Origin of the sequence: Priestia megaterium, assembly GCF_023824195.1 — a bacterium.
Lineage (GTDB): Bacteria > Bacillota > Bacilli > Bacillales > Bacillaceae_H > Priestia > Priestia megaterium_D.
Genome location: NZ_CP085442.1, coordinates 3,803,349 through 3,820,809 on the forward strand (window position 1 = coordinate 3,803,349; position 17,461 = coordinate 3,820,809).

The 17,461-nt window shown below is 40.3% G+C and carries 18 protein-coding genes; 4 read left to right on the plus strand and 14 right to left on the minus strand.

Going from position 1 to position 17,461, the window contains the following annotated elements; genetic code table 11:
- Nucleotides 1–20 precede the first annotated feature (20 nt).
- Together LIS78_RS19780 and LIS78_RS19785 are read right to left on the minus strand one after the other, a co-directional pair.
- Entirely contained in the window at nt 21–1,970 is a 1,950-nt protein-coding gene (locus LIS78_RS19780; protein WP_252284245.1) for an FUSC family protein, read from the minus strand.
- A 156-nt stretch (nt 1,971–2,126) separates the two neighbouring features.
- Nucleotides 2,127–2,387 carry a metal-sensitive transcriptional regulator gene (locus LIS78_RS19785; protein WP_013058561.1) on the minus strand — a complete coding sequence of 87 codons (261 nt, stop codon included), beginning with the start codon at nt 2,385–2,387 and terminating at the stop codon, nt 2,127–2,129.
- Nucleotides 2,388–2,832: 445 nt separating this feature from the next.
- Between LIS78_RS19785 and LIS78_RS19790 the strand changes: the two genes are divergently transcribed.
- Together LIS78_RS19790 and comJ are read left to right on the plus strand one after the other, a co-directional pair.
- The gene (locus LIS78_RS19790; RefSeq protein WP_229754616.1) at nt 2,833–3,207 is read left to right on the plus strand and encodes a NucA/NucB deoxyribonuclease domain-containing protein; all 375 of its coding nucleotides are present in this window, start codon (nt 2,833–2,835) and stop codon (nt 3,205–3,207) included.
- Nucleotides 3,208–3,242: 35 nt separating this feature from the next.
- A complete protein-coding gene (gene comJ / locus LIS78_RS19795; RefSeq protein WP_209150528.1) occupies nt 3,243–3,650 on the plus strand; it encodes a competence protein ComJ in 408 nt (135 codons plus the stop codon).
- 31 nt (nt 3,651–3,681) lie between these two features.
- Here comJ and helD read toward each other — a convergent pair whose 3' ends face one another.
- From helD to LIS78_RS19805, 3 genes are all read right to left on the minus strand, one after another.
- Nucleotides 3,682–6,000 (minus strand): RNA polymerase recycling motor HelD, encoded by a 2,319-nt coding sequence (gene helD, locus LIS78_RS19800; RefSeq protein WP_252284246.1) that lies wholly within the window; start codon nt 5,998–6,000, stop codon nt 3,682–3,684.
- A 243-nt stretch (nt 6,001–6,243) separates the two neighbouring features.
- Entirely contained in the window at nt 6,244–6,369 is a 126-nt protein-coding gene (locus LIS78_RS31475) for a hypothetical protein (protein WP_016765178.1), read from the minus strand.
- A gap of 140 nt (nt 6,370–6,509) precedes the next feature.
- On the minus strand, nt 6,510–7,028 hold the full coding sequence (locus LIS78_RS19805) for an enoyl-CoA hydratase/isomerase family protein (protein ID WP_252284247.1): 519 nt from the start codon (nt 7,026–7,028) through the stop codon (nt 6,510–6,512).
- 239 nt (nt 7,029–7,267) lie between these two features.
- Here LIS78_RS19805 and LIS78_RS19810 point away from each other — a divergent pair, with 239 nt between their 5' ends.
- Nucleotides 7,268–7,636: a winged helix-turn-helix transcriptional regulator gene (locus tag LIS78_RS19810; RefSeq protein ID WP_195782172.1), complete on the plus strand. Its 369-nt coding sequence runs from the start codon at nt 7,268–7,270 to the stop codon at nt 7,634–7,636.
- A gap of 23 nt (nt 7,637–7,659) precedes the next feature.
- Here the strand turns inward: LIS78_RS19810 and LIS78_RS19815 are convergent, their stop codons facing one another.
- The 8 genes from LIS78_RS19815 to LIS78_RS19850 all read right to left on the minus strand — a co-directional run bounded on the left by LIS78_RS19815 (nt 7,660) and on the right by LIS78_RS19850 (nt 15,304).
- Nucleotides 7,660–8,874: a cytochrome P450 gene (locus tag LIS78_RS19815; protein WP_192100089.1), complete on the minus strand. Its 1,215-nt coding sequence runs from the start codon at nt 8,872–8,874 to the stop codon at nt 7,660–7,662.
- Nucleotides 8,875–9,043: 169 nt separating this feature from the next.
- A complete protein-coding gene (locus LIS78_RS19820) occupies nt 9,044–9,439 on the minus strand; it encodes a DoxX family protein (RefSeq protein WP_013058570.1) in 396 nt (131 codons plus the stop codon).
- 155 nt (nt 9,440–9,594) lie between these two features.
- Entirely contained in the window at nt 9,595–11,016 is a 1,422-nt protein-coding gene (locus tag LIS78_RS19825; RefSeq protein ID WP_057274143.1) for a glycosyltransferase family 2 protein, read from the minus strand.
- 44 nt (nt 11,017–11,060) lie between these two features.
- Entirely contained in the window at nt 11,061–12,284 is a 1,224-nt protein-coding gene (locus tag LIS78_RS19830) for a nucleotide sugar dehydrogenase (protein ID WP_252284248.1), read from the minus strand.
- Nucleotides 12,277–13,803 carry a glycosyltransferase family 2 protein gene (locus LIS78_RS19835; protein WP_195782169.1) on the minus strand — a complete coding sequence of 509 codons (1,527 nt, stop codon included), beginning with the start codon at nt 13,801–13,803 and terminating at the stop codon, nt 12,277–12,279. The genes LIS78_RS19830 and LIS78_RS19835 overlap by 8 nt, the downstream gene beginning before the upstream one ends.
- Nucleotides 13,804–13,805: 2 nt before the next feature.
- Entirely contained in the window at nt 13,806–14,006 is a 201-nt protein-coding gene (locus LIS78_RS19840; RefSeq protein ID WP_195782168.1) for a hypothetical protein, read from the minus strand.
- Between the two features lie 18 nt (nt 14,007–14,024).
- Entirely contained in the window at nt 14,025–14,372 is a 348-nt protein-coding gene (locus tag LIS78_RS19845; RefSeq protein WP_195782167.1) for a DUF2642 domain-containing protein, read from the minus strand.
- Between the two features lie 257 nt (nt 14,373–14,629).
- Complete coding sequence (locus LIS78_RS19850) at nt 14,630–15,304, minus strand: C40 family peptidase (protein WP_195782166.1); 675 nt, start codon at nt 15,302–15,304, stop codon at nt 14,630–14,632.
- A 185-nt stretch (nt 15,305–15,489) separates the two neighbouring features.
- On the opposite strand from LIS78_RS19850, the gene LIS78_RS31480 reads away from it, so the two are divergent.
- On the plus strand, nt 15,490–16,779 hold the full coding sequence (locus LIS78_RS31480; protein WP_286676932.1) for a globin-coupled sensor protein: 1,290 nt from the start codon (nt 15,490–15,492) through the stop codon (nt 16,777–16,779).
- 40 nt (nt 16,780–16,819) lie between these two features.
- On the opposite strand, the gene LIS78_RS19865 is transcribed toward LIS78_RS31480, so the two are convergent.
- Nucleotides 16,820–17,350 carry an HTH-type transcriptional regulator Hpr gene (locus tag LIS78_RS19865; protein WP_013058578.1) on the minus strand — a complete coding sequence of 177 codons (531 nt, stop codon included), beginning with the start codon at nt 17,348–17,350 and terminating at the stop codon, nt 16,820–16,822.
- Between the last annotated feature and the right edge of the window lie 111 nt (nt 17,351–17,461).

Below are 17,461 nucleotides of genomic sequence, written 5' to 3' on the forward strand. Positions count from 1 at the left end.
GCCCCTGGGTTCCGTGCTTTTTATATTTCTACCTGCAGACTTTCATATAAAGCGACTATTTCTCCTTGAATAATAGGGTAGTGTTTCAGGGTCGGAACACTTGAAAGCTTTGGCGCTCGTTTTTGCTCTGCTGCTGCAGCTAGCTGAGCAAATGTTTCCTGAAGCTCTCGTTTCTCCGTTTCTGACAGCTTATATCCTTCAAACGACGCAAGAAGCATATAACCTAACTGCTGCGTAGCGACAACCGCAGGCCACAATCCTTCCAGTTTGACGGCCGTTTTAGAATATTCTCCAATCACATTATCGTACAGCGCCCGAAGATTAACGAGTTCTCCTTGAAGCTTATTTCTTTCTCGTTTAATTCTTTCTTCATCTTGTTCGGTGCTTAGCATTTCTAAAAACTGTCCTTCTTTTCGTATCACAGCTCCAAGCAAATATGGCAAACGAAGTGAAGAAGCTCGTTTGAAAATTAATACCGTGCCGACCACTCCAATAACAGAACCAATGACAATATCAATCACTCGAGCAGACGTAAAGTAGCTAATCGCTTTATCCGGATGACCGCTTTCAGCAATTAAAAGAGCATTCGGTGTGATAAAGAGCGTGCCGAGCGCGTAGTTTTTGACAATTAAAATTTCAATCGTCGACTGAAGCACAAAGACAATGAGCGCAATGACGATTCCCGTTGGTTCAAGCATCAGAATGCCCGTTCCAATTGAAATACCTAAAATGGTTCCAACAGAGCGCTGAATACCTCGCTGAACCGTTGCACGAACGGTTGCTCCAAGCATCACTCCCGCGCACGTAAGCGGAATCCAGTAAGACCTTGGAATATTTGTCGTGTAGGCAACGGCTGCAGCGATGATCATAATAATTCCGTAGCGCAAAGCGTTTTTAAGCACATACGAACGTTTGTGAAAAGCAGCTTTTAACCGTGCTCTTATCGTGCCGTGCGAGAACTGAATATACTCCGTTTCTTTTAATTCCTTCATTTGAAGAACGTCGTTTACATCTAATAATAATGTGCGCAGCTCTTCTTTGATAGACAGCTCTTCAATTTCTTCTCTTACATCTCGAATTTTTTTATGCTTTTTTAACGTGGCCATTTCGGATGCGAACGTTTCAATCACCGCTTGTGCTTTTTTAGAAACAGCTGGATTAAAATCGTTCGCAGCGGCCATCACAAAGATAAACAGCCCTTCGGCTTTTTGATTTAATAAAAATAGACGATGCGCAAACGATGATTTTTTTCGATTAATTTTCGCTTGTTTCATCGCTGTTTCCGCTGCCCGAAGCTCTACAACCGTTTTATGCTGCTCGGCGTGAAACGATTCCGTACCAAGAGACCCGACAAATGAAGCTAGCTGCCTGTACGCTTTCGCCACAGCGGCAGTTTCAGGTCCGCGCGGGTTAATAAGCCAGCCGCTCATGCTAATACACCAAGATAGTGCCCCTCCTAAAAAAACGAGTCCTGCGTGCAAAAAAACAGCCTGCAAATTCGGCGCTGGAATGCTCGTGCTCACAGCAAATGAAAGGACAAAAAACATGGCAGAAGGTCCTGGGATTTTTAACGCTCCGAAAACATAAACCGATACAGCTCCAATAACACCAAATAAAATAGTTTTCATCCAAGCTACGTCAGCAAATAACGAGCCGAGTGTAAAGCACAGCGTAATGCCCAGCAAAACTAAAAATAACTTAACGCCACGCTGCGCGTAAGGCTCATCTTTTGTATACAAATATGTAAAGCCGCCAATGCTTGCAATGAGTCCGTACTGCAAATGATCAAACAAAATTCCTATCAAAATCGGCAGGCTTGAAGACAAGCCTGAGCTGATTCCTCTTACCCACGGAGAAGAAGCGTGGTTAAAGCGAAAAGCAGCTTTGATTCCCTGCGCTTTTGGAGAAGCCTCAATTTTATGATGAATTTCCGTATGATTATATGTTGGTGACTTTTTGTCATCACTCACTTTGACCTCCTCCTTTCTCTCCATATATCTTTCCTGTTCTTAAAACGAGATAAACCTAAAAAACCGCTGTTCCTATCCGTATTGTGTTTAGGAACAGCGGTTTTTATCCTTATGAGCAGCGTACATTAAAAACAAAAAGCAGATGAAACGAATGTCTCATCTGCTTTTTACTAACAGCTCTACTGCTTCTTTTACTAAGTTTTCGGTATTCTCGCCTTTTTCAATGCTTTCTCTTACGCATTGTTCAAGGTTGGTGCTGACAATAACACCCATCGTGCGATCAATTGCGCTTCTAGCTGCTGAGAGCTGTGTCACAATATCACGGCAGTCTTTTCCTTGTTCCATCATATTTAAGACACCTTTTAATTGACCTTCAATTCGTTTTAAACGATTTTTAACTTGCTTATCATATTCCATCATACTACTACCTCCGCTCATGCATGATTGCGTTTCTTGCTTTTAAGCTATACGCAAGAAGTAAATGTATACACAACTTTATACCTATTAGGGTATGATGTCAAGTAAAGGAAGTATACTCTTTTTTTCACTGCTGAGATTTCTTTTAGTTACCTACCTCTTCAAACTCCATTTAATCTGAATCGTAAGTAGATACACATTAAAACGTATAACTCCCGGAATATTCTGAGGGATTTTTACGTTTTAAGGATAAGACAAAAAGATCATTTTCACATAAATGTTAGTACTTGTTTACACCGTATTTATTGTCCTGTAATCTAAACTTAGCAATCTGAGAGTATAGTTAAGCTGTAAAAACGACTTACACTGGAGGTTTGAGATGGCTACATACGGGAAAAAATTAATGGCAAGTCTATTCATTATTATGGCATGTATTTTAGGGTTTATGGGACATGCGGCTTTTTTAGCTCCTGAAAAAACGGAAGCTGAAATAAACTATGATGCGACGCTTTATTTTCCGTTAGACCGATATCCTGAAACGGGTGATCATATTCGTGACGCGATTGCCGCTGGGCACTCTTCCGTTTGCACAATTGATCGCGACGGTGCTGAAGCGAACCGGGAAGAATCGCTGAAAGGATATCCAACAAAAACAGGCTATGACCGTGATGAATGGCCAATGGCTATGTGCGAAGAAGGCGGAGCAGGAGCTGACATTCGCTATATTTCACCTTCTGATAACCGGGGAGCCGGCTCGTGGGTTGGAAATCAATTAGAACAGTACCCAGATGGTACGCGCGTACAATTTATCGTCCAATAATAGCTGAACAAGCTTTACTTTGAAGAGGTGAAATCATGAAAACAAAATGGAAAGAACAAGAGCTAACCATGTCTTATCATCAGTTTACGCTATTTCAAAAAGGACAGCCAAAGCCCCATCACGACTGGAGTGATGAAGATATTCAAAAAGGATATGTCGCAGACGATAAAGCTATTTCATTTGAAGCCGTATCGAACACAAAAGCCCTTATTGAAGTGTGGGTAAACAAAACTCCAGACGCATCACGGGCTGAAAAAACCACTCGCCTTCCTTTTCACGTCGAAAGCGATGGGATTGAAATCAAAAGCGTCCTATCTGAAACCTTAAGCTATGACATTCCAAAAGGATATTATTACGTCACATGCCTGACCATTCCTCTTCAAGAAAAAACAAACTCAGGCCTTTATTTGGTGAAGTATTTACTGCATTTTGAAAGTCAATAATAAAAGAAGGCAGCCTACTGGCTGCCTTCTTTTATTGACCTTGATAGTCATAAGTTTCTTTATTTGATATAAACGGGCTGATTTCACCAAGTGAGAACAGGTGCAGTTCATGCATCGCTCTTGTACATGCCGTATAAAATAAATTTCGCTCATATTCATCTTGGTAACATTCACTCGACGCATTGTAAATGATGACGGCATCAAATTCAATTCCTTTTGCTAAGTAAGCTGGCAGAACAAGCATGCCTTTTTCAAACGAACTTGTTTCTTTTGTTAGCAGCCTTGCAGACATCGCTTCAGGCAGTGCTTGGAATGCCTGACGACTTTCCTCAGCTGTTTTGGCAATAACAGCAATCGTTTTATAGTTTTGCTGCTTCAATTCATTAATTTTGTGTATAATTGCCTCATCCAGCTTTTGCACGTCGCCTGTAGCCGTCACGGTCGGTTTCGCTCCGTCTCGATTAAACGGCTCGATTAAATGGCCGTTTGCCACCATATCCCTTGAAAACTCGACAATTTGACGTGTTGATCGGTAGCTTCTCGTAAGAGTCAGCGTTTCTGCTTCTTTCTCTTCGTACAGTTCGCTTGAAAGAATGGTTGGTGCGTTCAGGGCGTGCGCATAGATCGCTTGATTCAAGTCTCCAAGCAGCGTCATTCTGGCATGCGGAAACAGCTCTTTTAAAAATGCTAGCTGAAACGGTGAATAGTCTTGTGCTTCATCAATAAACAAATAGCGAATGACAGGATTGGCTTTGCGCCCTTCAATTTGATCTTTTATATATAAGTAAGGCGTTACGTCTTCATAAGACAGCTTCATGTTCATGACTCTTTGCACCGTGTTTTTAGCAGTGTCTTCCCATCCCTCTACGTGAGAAAAAAGGTGATTTCTTTCAAACAGCTGCATATAGATACGGCGAATGTCGATAAATTTAAGCTGCTTGATGGCCTGCTTAATAAATTTCATTTTTTTAGCTACAACGGCTTTGGCTAAATACGCTTGTTCCCGGTCAAAGTCGTCAAATGAACTTTCCGTGTAGCCTTCCTTTTTCTGCAAATGCTGATAGGCCTCCACGTAATCTTCTTTTTCTAAAAGCTGAATTTCTTCTTGAACCCAATCTTTTTTGCGCTCAAGTTTTTCAAGCTGATTAATGAGTTTAAGCGCCCATTCCGCTACGAGCTGCATCCTGTTAGGTATGGAAATTCCCGTATCAAGTGAATAGAAATAAGACAGCAAACGCCGAGCGGATAATACGATTTCGCCGCGGAACTTAATGTTTTTAAAAATGATGTCTTTAGTAGACAGTTCTTCGATATACGCATCTACCTGCTTTTTAAATTCACGGCTTGCCTTGTAGCGGATTTCCTGCATTTTTTGCTTTTTTGTTGCGGCATTTTTTTCCGTTAGCAAATATTCGATTTGAACGAACAAGTCCTCCACTTCAAACTCGTTTCCTAACCGGCCATCGGCATATTGCTGAAACGTTGTTTGTTTCATATTGTCTTCTCCAAGCTCCGGAAGAACGGTTGAGACGTAGCTGTTAAAAAGCGGATTTGGTGAAAACAGCATCATGTTTTCTGCAGTCAGCTGCTTTCGGTGATGATAGAGAAGATAGGCCACGCGCTGAAGAGCTGCAGACGTTTTACCGCTCCCTGCTACCCCTTGAACGATTAGCACTTTATTTTTTTCATTTCGAATAATTTGGTTTTGTTCTTTTTGAATGGTCGCTACAATACTTTTCATTTGACTGCTTGCATTATGTCCGAGCACTTCTTGAAGCAGCTCGTCTCGAATGGTAATTCCTGTATCAAACATGCTTTTAATTACGCTATTTTCGATAATAAACTGACGCTTTAGCTTCATCTCGCCTTTAATTGCTTCACCTGGCGTTTCGTACTGCGCTTTTCCTGGTGAATAATCATAATAAAGACTCGAAATAGGCGCACGCCAATCATAAATTAAAAACTCTTCATCTTTTTGATCCATTAAGGAGCCTACGCCCACATAAATAGCTTCCGCTTCTTTTTCACCATTTTCTATAAAATCAAAACGTCCAAAATAAGGGGATTGCGTTAGTTTTTTTAATGTTTTTAATTGATCATACGCTTGTCTATGGGTAATTTCACGTTCAGCTAAAAGTTCTGCCTGCTGCTTAATGCTCGTAAATGTCTCAATTACGTCATCTGGCTCATCCATATTAACCGTAACATCGTCCCAAAACGTGCTTCGCAAATCGACAATTTCACCTTTTACGTTTCCTACGCTTTTGCCTATCTTTTCAACTTTTTGGCTGATTTCTTCTACTACCCAATCAACTCGCTGCTGTTCTTCTGTTAAATTTTTGTCTTTCACTTATCCACACCCCTTACACACGTTACCCGATAACAAAACTTGTTACCGGGTAAAAGCGATCGTTGTTTATTTTTTCAGAGTCTACATACTTCCCTACTGAGTTCGTAAATCCCTGCTATGTAACCATATTATGTCTTAATTTCCACCGTTAGTATACTGAAAAATAATGAACTCCACAACAAAAAGGGCTGAGAAAGTCTCAAGCCCCTTATCTGTATAAGTTGTTCCTCTACTTATTAGCTATTACTGTTTCCAAAAAGTTAGCAGATGAATGATGGCTGACACCACTTCTACCCCTTGAAACGCCAGTAAACCTGCTGCTGCCGCTGTAAACAATCCGACTACCGCTTCTTTAAAAATGAATGGCATTGATACCAGCTCCTTTGCTTATTTAAAATAAGTAGATTTGTTATCATTCTACTCCTTTTTTCAGAATTTTCAATACCCTTTTATCAACAAAATAAAATAAAAACGCTTTCACTTTATAAAAATAAAGTGAAAGCGTTTTTTTAAGCTTCCTTTTCTAATGCGTTCAGCGCAAGTGAATATTCTAATCCTTTTCCTTTTTGCACAACATGCTGCACTTTGCCCATGTTGCACGCTTCTTGCGCACTAACGGTCATGCCGTTTGTTAACTTGAGCTGCACAGGTTCTTCCGCAATTCGCACGTTGCATGCTAAAGCTAACTCATACCCTCCGCCAAACGTAAAATTTGTAAGAAGCGCAATCGTTTGTTTGGAGCTGCATGAAATACGCTGAAAAATGGCTCGAGCTGCTACTGCATGAATTGGCTGATAAAGCCTTCCTGTTTCTTCGCGTAAAAAAGAGGTGGCTCTGCTGTCTCCGTTCATTTTATAGTACTCTCCCATAAATACAATAGATCCAACCGACGCATCGTGCTGCAGCTCATTCATCGTTTCTTGCAGCTCATACATGACTTCGCTGTTCAAACGATTGAGCATCGACTGATTCATTCGTACAACCGCCACGTGATTTCTTTTTTCTACTTTGATAAATCTTTTCATCATTCCTCCGCCCTTTCCCCTGTCATCCTTTATAAATAAAGCGCTTTCAAAATATTTCGCTTTTTAATGGAAAATTTATTTTCATAGTTTCATCATACAACAAACTCATAATTATTTCCATTACTTTTTTAATTTTCCGTCAATAATTCCATGAATCATTTCCATGTTTTTATCAAATAAGACGTGCTATAGTATAGGCAGCACAAATGCAGCTGAACTCACGGATAAAAGGAGCAATCACTATGAAATACGACTTAACAAAATGGGAGCCTCACGGCTATTCTTGCCCTGTGGAAGCAGCCGTTGATGTAGTCGGAGGCAAATGGAAAAGCGTCATTTTATATCAATTATCAAAGGAACGCCGGCGCTTTAATGAACTGCGCAGACTCATTCCCGGCGTGACGCAGCGAATGCTCACGCTGCAGCTTCGCGAACTCGAGCGCGACGGAATTATCCACCGCGAAGTCTATAAACAAGTTCCGCCTAAAGTAGAATATTATTTAACGCCTTTTGGAGAAACACTCATCCCTATTATCGAGCTGATGTTTCAATGGGGATATAATCATACCGATCAAATTGCTGAAGCGAGAATTCAAGCAGAAAAAGAGTAAAAAGCACGCAAAGCGTGCTTTTTTTATACATGTTTACGAATTAATAATTCTTTTAACCCATACACAAATGTGCTTTCAATCGGCTTTAACTCAAATGACGGGCTCCAGTCCATATGCGGATAGCGGTCAATCAGCTCAGATAGCATAATTTTTGCTTCTATTCGAGCAAGCGGTGCTCCTAAGCAAAAATGAATGCCTCTTCCAAATGCCATATGCATATTTGGCTTTCGGTCGATTTTAAATACATCCGGGTCTTCAAAGTACTGCGCGTCTCGGTGCGCTGATCCCATCCATGGAATGACGTGTTCTCCTGCTTTTAATTTCTTGCCTGCAAGAATCACATCTTCTTTTACGATTCGGTGAAGAGCTTGAACGGGTGAACGATAGCGAAGAACTTCTTCAATCGCAGAAGGCAAAAGTTCTTTCTCTCGTTTGAGTCGTTCAAAAGAAGCTTTATCTTCCATTAAACAATAAATCGTATTTGAAATTAAATTTGTTGTGGTTTCGTTTCCTGCAATCAACAGCAAAATGGAAAACCCTACGATTTCTTCATCCGTTAGCTGTGTCCCTTCTTCTTTTGCCTGAAGAAGCACGGAGATAATATCATCTCCTGGATGGGTGCGTTTTTCTTCAATGATTCGATAAAAGTAAGTTTCTAGCTCATCATTTGCCTTCATTTTCTCTTGCTGCAATTTTTCTAGCGTTTCACGTTCATTATTCGACGGACCCGCTACGATAATATCCGACCAATCTTTAAACTGACGCTGGTCTTCTATCGGCACGCCTAAAATATCGGCAATCACCATAACCGGAAGCGGGTAGGAAAGATGCTCGACTATATCAATGTCTTCAAGGTGCTCAACTTCTTGTAATAATTCATGTGTAATGCGAGCAATTTTAGGCTCCCATGCTTTCATTGCTTTAGGCGTAAAAGCTTTATTAACAAGTGCTCTCATTTCAGCGTGCTTAGGCGGATCAATATTAATTAGGCTCGTTCCTAAAGCAGTTTGTCTTTGGTTTTGTGGAGGTCTTCGATCAGAAGAAAAAATATTCTTTTGTTCCAGTACTTCTTTGACTCCGTCATAGTGAAAAACATCCCATACCTGCCTTTCTTCATCCCACTGCACAGGTTCACTGTTTCTCATCTCTTCGTACCAAGAGAAAGGATTAAAGCGCTCTTCTTTTGTTTGAATCGTATTCACTTGACGGACGATTCCGTTTTCTCTTTCGGTTTTCATGTTAAAACCTCCCCATATCGTTCAAATAGAATGACTATACAGTCATCTATGACCAAATAGTACCATATATAAGAATTTTCTTAAAAATGATAGCTGTATATTTTAATAAAAATGAATCGATAGAAGGATATATTTTACAAAAAAGGGTAGACGCTATGCGCCTACCTTTTTAAGAATAATGTTCTTCTGGTTTTTGTAATCGGTTGTCTAACGCGTACGCGCCGCTTCCTGCTAGAATCATATGAAGCGAAACGACAAAAAGGGCAACCTCAAGCTCATAGCCGCCTGTAAAACCAGCACCGCTTTTCGCTGTAAAAATAGCGCCAATCATCACAATCGCAAACAAGACACCGATTAAACGCGTTTGAAATCCAAGAATCATAGCGGCTCCCCCTACGAATTCAATAACCGCAACCGCATAAGCGAAAAACGCAGGAATGCCCATGCTATGGAAAAAACCGACCGTATTATCAATACCGCTTTGGAATTTGCCAAGACCATGAATAAAAAACGTTAGCCCTAACATAAGACGAAGTAAAAACGTTCCAAGCTGATAGCTTTTCATTTCTTTTCCTCCTTTTTTACTTTTGTCTGCACATGTAACAATTTTAGTTACAACTGTGAACAAATTCAAGGGGTTAGAACAGAAAAACAAGATATCAGCAAATTTCTTTATCTCATTTTAAACGTTTCTTTTGGAAGTAAGGCAATACTCCCTGCTCAGTCACGCTGAAGATAAGAGAGAAAAGCAAAAATATGATCGTGAATAATGAGTTCTGCCGTAGGAGAATGGTTCTTCAATAGTAGGTGCTCAGAATATCGAAACCGATTGAATTTATTTACGTCAACATGGTGAACGGCCTGCACATGAAAATCTTCTATTATCGCTTTTACTTGAGCAAAAGGCGGTATCACAAGAGACTCAAGTCCAATTTTTTGCAGGCACTCTCTGCTTATGGCATGAGGAACAGCTGTCATCGAGCTCATTAATAAATCTTTTCTTCCTACCGTCTCATTTAACACGTACTTCCACCCCTGCACCACATGCGTGAGCTTTGCTTCATCTTCACATATGTTTAAAGCTAGATCGACACCGCTCGCTACCGCTGAAGCAAACGGGTATAGTTCTTGGGCAGACAGTACAAAATCTCCGTCTATAAAGAGAAGAATATCTCCTGTTGCTGCAAGTGCCCCCGCAGCTCTTCCGCAGTCATGCCCTAACCGCTCATCATAGACGAGGGTTTTGACGCCCTGTTCTTTGGCGTACTTCTCTGACTGGTCCGTAGAGCCGTTAATCACAACAATGATTTCTAATGGCTCAAGTTTTCTTGCTTCTGCAATTACTTGTTTGATTGTTTGTTCTTCGTTGCAAACCGGAATAATAACAGACAGCTGTTTACCTCCATAAAAAGAAGATAATTTCCCCCAGCCGCATTCCGCTACTGGAATAGGCTGCGTCAGCATATTCACTCGCCTTTTACGATTTGACGCAAGCGTATAATATGTCTGAAGAAGCTGCTGGTAGGATTGAATTCGTTCTCTGCTGCGCAGCGGGCGATCGAAAGGACGAAAGCTTCCCTTTCCCTGGGTTTCAATCGTAATATGCGAGCTTACACGATACTGTGTTAAAAACGTCACAAATAAGGAAAGAGGCGGCAGCTCCCAGTAGTTCTTCAATACACTTAACAGCACACCATAAGGCGCTTCTAAATAAGCGTTGGCACGATGAGGCTTTCCAAGCGCATGATGCAAGACCGCACTCCACGTCATTTCGCTGCGGTTAAAAGCATTTATCTTTGTTTTTTCCCACTTGTTTAGCACAACATCGCTATGTCCAAATAACAACGGCTGCACAAAGCGTTCAATCTCAGAAGCAGAAAGAATAATATCTCCGTCTACAAATAAGACGGCATCTCCTTTGGCAGCTTTGGCTCCTTCCATTCTTGCTTCATGAGGAGAAAGGCGTTTTTCCACTACTTTTACCATGCACCCTTCTTCTTTTGCTATTTTTACTGAAGCATCGGTACAGCCATTTGCGATTACAATAATCTCAAGCACATTCACTTTCTTAATTTGTTTGAGCACGTTCTTTAGCGTGTCTTCTTCATTGTAAACAGGCAGCACGACAGAAAGAGTTTTCATTAATATCACTCCTAAAAAAAGAACCACTGAATAACTCAGCGGCTTCATTCATTTAAAATACCTCTTGTATCTACAACTTTTTTTGCATTTTTTACGATTGACCAATCCACCTGACTATGGTCAGTTAATACCAGTACAACATCGCTTTTTTCGACTTCCTCTTTTGTGAGCGGAACAGAAAAGTACGTTTGCTTATTAAAGACGGCAGAGTCAATATACGGGTCATGATACGTTAATTCATACCCTTTTTCTAAAAGACCTTCACACACGGTCAGCGCCGGCGATTCACGTATGTCATTTACGTCTTTTTTATACGCAACGCCTACCACGAACACGCGCTTTTCATTTGCTTCAAGCTGCTTTTCAACTCGCCTAATCACTTTATTTGGCATTTCTTCATTAATATGATGAGCCGCTTCAATAAGTTCGCTCGTTAACCCATTTTGCTTTAGTTTCCATAAGAAATAAAGCGGATCAACAGGTATGCAGTGCCCCCCTATTCCGGGACCTGGATAATAAGGAGTAAACCCAAACGGCTTGGTAGATGCCGCTTGTAAGACCTCATAAAAATCTATTCCTAATTCCTCACACAGTTCGTTTGTTTCATTCACCAACGAAATATTGACCAGGCGCTGAATGTTTTCAAACAGCTTGCACATTTCCGCTACTTTAGGAGAAGAAACAGGTACAACTTGCTGGAAAATACTTTCGTAAAATATCTTTATATGATGAAGGCATTCTTTGCTGTAGCCGCTGATCACTTTTGGAATATGCTCAATGTCATACGACTTGTTTGCCGGATCAACTCGCTCTGGAGAATAAGCTAAATAAAAATCTATTCCTGCTTGCAAGTTAGAATCTTTCAAAATAGGCAAAACAATTTCTTCAAGCGTACCTGGGTAGGTAGAGCTTTCATAAATAATCGTTTGCCCTTTTACCATGTGTTCTTTTAAGAAAGTAGATGCGCTAATAACTGGTCCTAAATCTGGATTGTGCGTTTCTGTAATTGGGGTTGGCACGGTCACCACTACATAATCGCAGGCTTGAAATGCCGAAATACCTTTTTTTAATTCATATGCTTGAAAATTTTTCTCGTTTTGAATCACATCATTACGTACGTCTGGAATATAGCTTTTTCCTTGTTTTAGCGCTTCAATTTTCCGCTCGTCAATATCAAGTCCAATCACAGTGTAGTTTTTCTTAGCAAACAAAAGAGCAAGAGGCAGTCCCACATACCCAAGACCAATAACGGCAACTTTTTTATTCATTCTTCAACACCTCAAACAAAAGATCATGTCTTCGTATGTCCGGAAGAAATTCGCCTCTTTCGCTGGTTTGGCTGATATAGTACGCCATGGCTTCTACATAATCACCTAGGATTCGCTGCGTTGATGCTGCCAAACCTTTGACTTTCATATGCTCCTTTCGAATCCGGTTCGTTCGCGCCACGTCCACAAAATGAACGGGCTGAACCATAAAGCCGTACATGATACTTTTTAATTGAAATAAAGGTGGAATAATAAGAGATTCGTAGCCTACTTTCTCCATTACATCCCGTTTAATTGCATGCGGAATCGCCGTCGTTGTATTAATGGTTAAATCCGGACGTTTGCAAACAATATTAAGAAAATATTTCGCCGCACTTACAGAGTGGATGGGATGCACTTCGTCAAGCAGACACTCTAAATTATTAAGCGCTACATCAACTCCTTGGTCAGCTGCTTCTAAATATGGACGTAAATGTTCCGCGGAAATAACAATGTCTCCATCTACGAACAAGCAAACTTCACCGCTGCTGTACATCGCACCAATTGCTCGAGGTACATTGTGTCCGAGCCGCTGCTTGTAATGAAGAACAGTCGCTCCGGCTTCGATCGCTCGCTTAACGGTTACTTCATCTGCCCCGTTGGCAACCACGATGATCTCTTCCACTCCGGCTTTTTTTACTTCTTTAATCACGTTTTCAATCGTCTCTTTTTCTTCACCTACTGGAATAACAGCGCTGTACTTAATTCCTGTTTTCCGTTTTACATTCGGTGTATAAGCGGAAACAACTTCTCGGTTTCGATCACCATCTGTGAGCCCGCCTCTTATTCCTTTTTCTTCGATAAGATAAGCTAACGCTTTAATGTGATCTCCAATAATATAGTTAGTGGAAATAGGAAAAGGAGAATTAGTAGGGATGGTTTTGTGGGTAGTTCTAATCTTATTTGTATAAATAACGTCTGAAGAACACGGTGCAACGATTGACATTCCTTTTAAAAGAGCAATCGTATGAGCAAGAGGCGGGTGAGCTAAGTTCTCGTATCCAATTTTAGCTGCTGATGTTTTCTTGATAGCATGGGGAATAGCTGTGAACGCTTGAACGGATAAATCTTCACGCTGTAAGCATAAGTTCAGCATATATTTTGCAACTGAAACAGGATGAGGACGCACCTTTCGTTTCATAATCCATGAAAGGTTGTTCAACGCTATATCATGACCGGTTTCTATAGCCTGCGTATATTTCATCAGCTCCTCATAAGGAACCGCTATATCTCCGTCCAAAAAAAGCAAAATATCTCCTTTTGCTTTTTTAGCCCCAATGGCTCTTCCAATATTAATACCAAGAGCTTCTTCATAATAAACAACGCGGCAGCCTGCACCCTCGGCAATTTCCTTTGTTGTATCACTGGATCCATTTACGACGACAATAATCTCAAACGGCTTCATTTTTTGAACTTCTTTAATTACAGGCAATAACGAATCGGCCTCGTTACAGGCTGGAATAATCACTGATACTTTCAAACTCACTCAACTCCGCTGAAAATTCGAACATACGTAATGGATACTAGTGGAATGGTTACATCCGTAGGCTCACCATATGAGCTTGATGTACGTACAACAGCCGCTGCGTCCGTAACAGCAAGCAGTGTCCCATTAATAACGTCAATAGCTGTGATGATTTGCACAAATGAACCTACATTTTCTCGTAATGAATCTTGAAACATATTTTTTCCTCCTTTCGTTTAAGCGCTTTGAATAGTCACAATGCTTGTAAATGGCAGTAATACCGTTGACGTTGGAGACTCTACTAATTCCAAATAATTATCTCCCACAAACGTGACCACACCTTCAAGTGGACCAGCTGTCGTTTCAATCACAACTTCTTGTCCGATATACTGCTCGGCAATTTCCCTAAAAGGTGATTCTTGAGATTCTTTAATAATACTGATCACATATTCTTTAAACGTATCGGAATAAACAACGTCTTCTACTGCTTTTTTTGTGTTTTCCTGAATAAATTCAGCAAATCGATTTGAAAACAACAGGTGTTTTATCTTTTCTACATAGCGACGGTAACAACAAAAAAACATAAATTTTGTTCCTCCTTTTTATACTGCTATCCCTTCAAATTACCTATAACAATTGACGTAACCTAAGAGATTACTTTATCAATATATACAAGCTTTATCAGAAAGGTGACAGAACTTTTATCATATTTTCATACAAATACGCACATGACTAGCCCGTTTTGCATATGATTACTTCCTACTTCCTCCTACCTACTGAAACCCAAACAAAAAAAGACAAAGCTCCTAAGCTTTGTCTTTTTTATCTATTAAATGATGAATCAGTTGGCTGCAATACGCTTTGCTCCTATATAGCGCTCTTTCCAATAGCTTGAATTTTTATCGCTAATTGTAACGCCTTTAGAAGACGATGCGTTAATAAACTTTCCGTCTCCAAGATAAATGCCTGCATGAGAAGGACCTTCTTTGTACGTTTCAAAGAACACAAGATCTCCTACCTGCGGTTCACTTACATTTTCACCTGCTTGATAGATATCTTCAACCGTTCTTGGAATATCAACGCCTACGCTTTCTTTATATACATACTGAAGATATCCGCTGCAGTCAAATCCTGAAGGTGTGGTGCCTCCCCATTTATACGGCGTGCCCATTAAGGATTTTGCTTTGCTGATTACTTTATCCGTATTCACTTCTGATTCGCCTTCTACAACGCCGCCTTTACCTAATGCATTGTATGTATTCTCTCCAACAACTCCATCTGCTTCTAGGTTATGTTTCTCTTGAAAAGCCATAACCGCTTTTTTTGTTTCATAATTAAAATAACGCGATACTTCGCCTTTTAAAAATCCTTTATCTTTTAACACCGTTTTAACTTGTTCAACATCATCATTTGTCATCCCTTGTTTTAAAACCGTGTCGCCAAACGCAGCATGTCCCATTGCCGGACTTGCAAATAAAGCTCCTCCTACAAGAAGCGCCGATAGCATTTTTTTCATTTCGTTTCCTCCCCGAATCATGTTTTAAGCACCGTACAACCATACCATCTGCGGATAACAATTCAATTAATAGAAGATAACAATTTGATAACAATCTTCTTAAACAGCCTCAACTCTTGGATGTAAAACGCCGAAATATAAGAAGAAGAGAAAAACAACTATTCTAGCAAATAAAGGTGATAAACATGAATTGGTTTAAACGAAACAAAGCGCACGCCGAAGCCGCGGCTGTCGAATCCATCACTGTAAAGCTTCATGTATCGGACCCGATGATAAAAAAGCAGATTAACATGATTTCCTTAACAGCAGAGGATCTCGAACGGATTGCCAGATTTCAAGTTCACGCGCTGAACGCCATCGAAGAGATCGTGAATGATTTTTACAAAGCTATTGGCGAACAGGCTCATTTGGTTGCGATTATCAAAAAGCACAGCAGCGTCCATGCATTAAAACAAACGTTAAAACAGCACATCTTAGAAATGTTTGATGGACAAATAGATGATGCTTTTGTGGTAAAACGTCAAAAAATCTCCAAGATGCACGTTAAAATTGGACTTGAGCCAAACTGGTATTTGTGCGCATTTCAAAATTTATTTACGTCGCTTCTTTCAGTATGTGAACGTACGATGGAATCAAAAGAAGAATGTCTGGCTTTTATTGCAAGTATGACAAAGCTTATTAGTCTAGAACAGCAAATTGTGTTAAAAGCCTATGAGCTTGAATATGACGAGCAGCGCGCTGGACTTCAGACTCAAAAAGAGAAAATTCAGCTAGAAATCTCTCGTACATCATCTATCCTTTCTTCGTTATCTGAAGAAACGAAGACATTTATGAACCAAATGCACAATCAGTCTTCTGACGTCCTTTCTTATGCAAACAAAAGCTCCCAATTGGCAGAAGTCATTGAGAAAGAATCCGTTACGAGTCAAGCAAAATTAAAAGAAGAACAAAACATGCTTGGAAGCATACAAAAAAATACGTCGCTCATTCAAAACAAAATGAAAACGCTTGAACATACATCACAGCAAATTCATCAAATCGTTTCGATTGTTACTTCTATTGCTGAGCAAACGAATTTATTAGCATTAAACGCTTCGATTGAGTCTGCTCGAGCAGGCGAGCATGGAAAAGGATTTGCAGTGGTGGCACAGGAAGTACGGAAGCTTGCAGAAGAAACGAAGAAATCCATTTCTAATATTTCCACTTTTATCGGAGACATTCAAAAACAAATTGAAAGCGTCTCGGCGTTAGGTGGAGAAGTCGCTAAATTAACAAAAGATACGGCTGACAATATGAACAACATTACTTCTTTTTTCACGAACGTTCTTAGCATAACAACCGAGAACAAACAGCAAACCGTTCTAACAAAAAAAGAGCTTGTAAAAATAGCCGACGTAATGAAGCAGCTGTCTCTGCGAATTGAGAAGATGGCACATTCCTCAGAAGAACTTGAACGGTTAACTGAAAAAAGTTGATATGCAAAAAAGCCTTCTCAGCTTGCACAAGAAGGCTTTTTTATTTTTTCAAGCTAGCGGGCTCTTGAGAAGAACGTTCGATAAACTGGACAAAATCCTCTCCGTATATGCTTCGAATCAGAGCCGTCAGCTCAACAAAGTCAGGCAGCTCTCCGTAAACATCTCGCAGCGGCATCGCTCCTTGAAACAAAGGATTTTCAAGAGGGTTATAATCCTCGAGCGTTTTTAAAAACATCTTTTTTCCTTCTTCTGTGAGCTGTACGTATGTATTCCGCTTATCTTTCTCATTTTTAGAAAGGGTAAGATAGCCCCGCAAGTGCAATTTTTTTGCAAAGTTAAAAGCTGTGGATAAATGCATGACGCCTAGCTTTGAAATGTCGGTCATCGACGCAATTTCCAGCTGATAAGCAATCCCCAAAATGTGATGCTCATTAATGCTCAAATCGTACGGCTTAACCCACTGCTCCCAATCCTTTTCAGTAGACTTCCAAAGAGCTTTGCTTACTTGCATCACAAGCTGATTAAACAGCATGGCATCTTTAATCGTATCTTGATTTAACGTGCGTTTCACCTCTTCACTTCCTCTCTAGAAATGCAACCGTTCACATCATTTTCCCCTAAGACTTTATAAACAAAAAGAATGAAAATATATACAAAATATTATACATGATTGCTTATATAT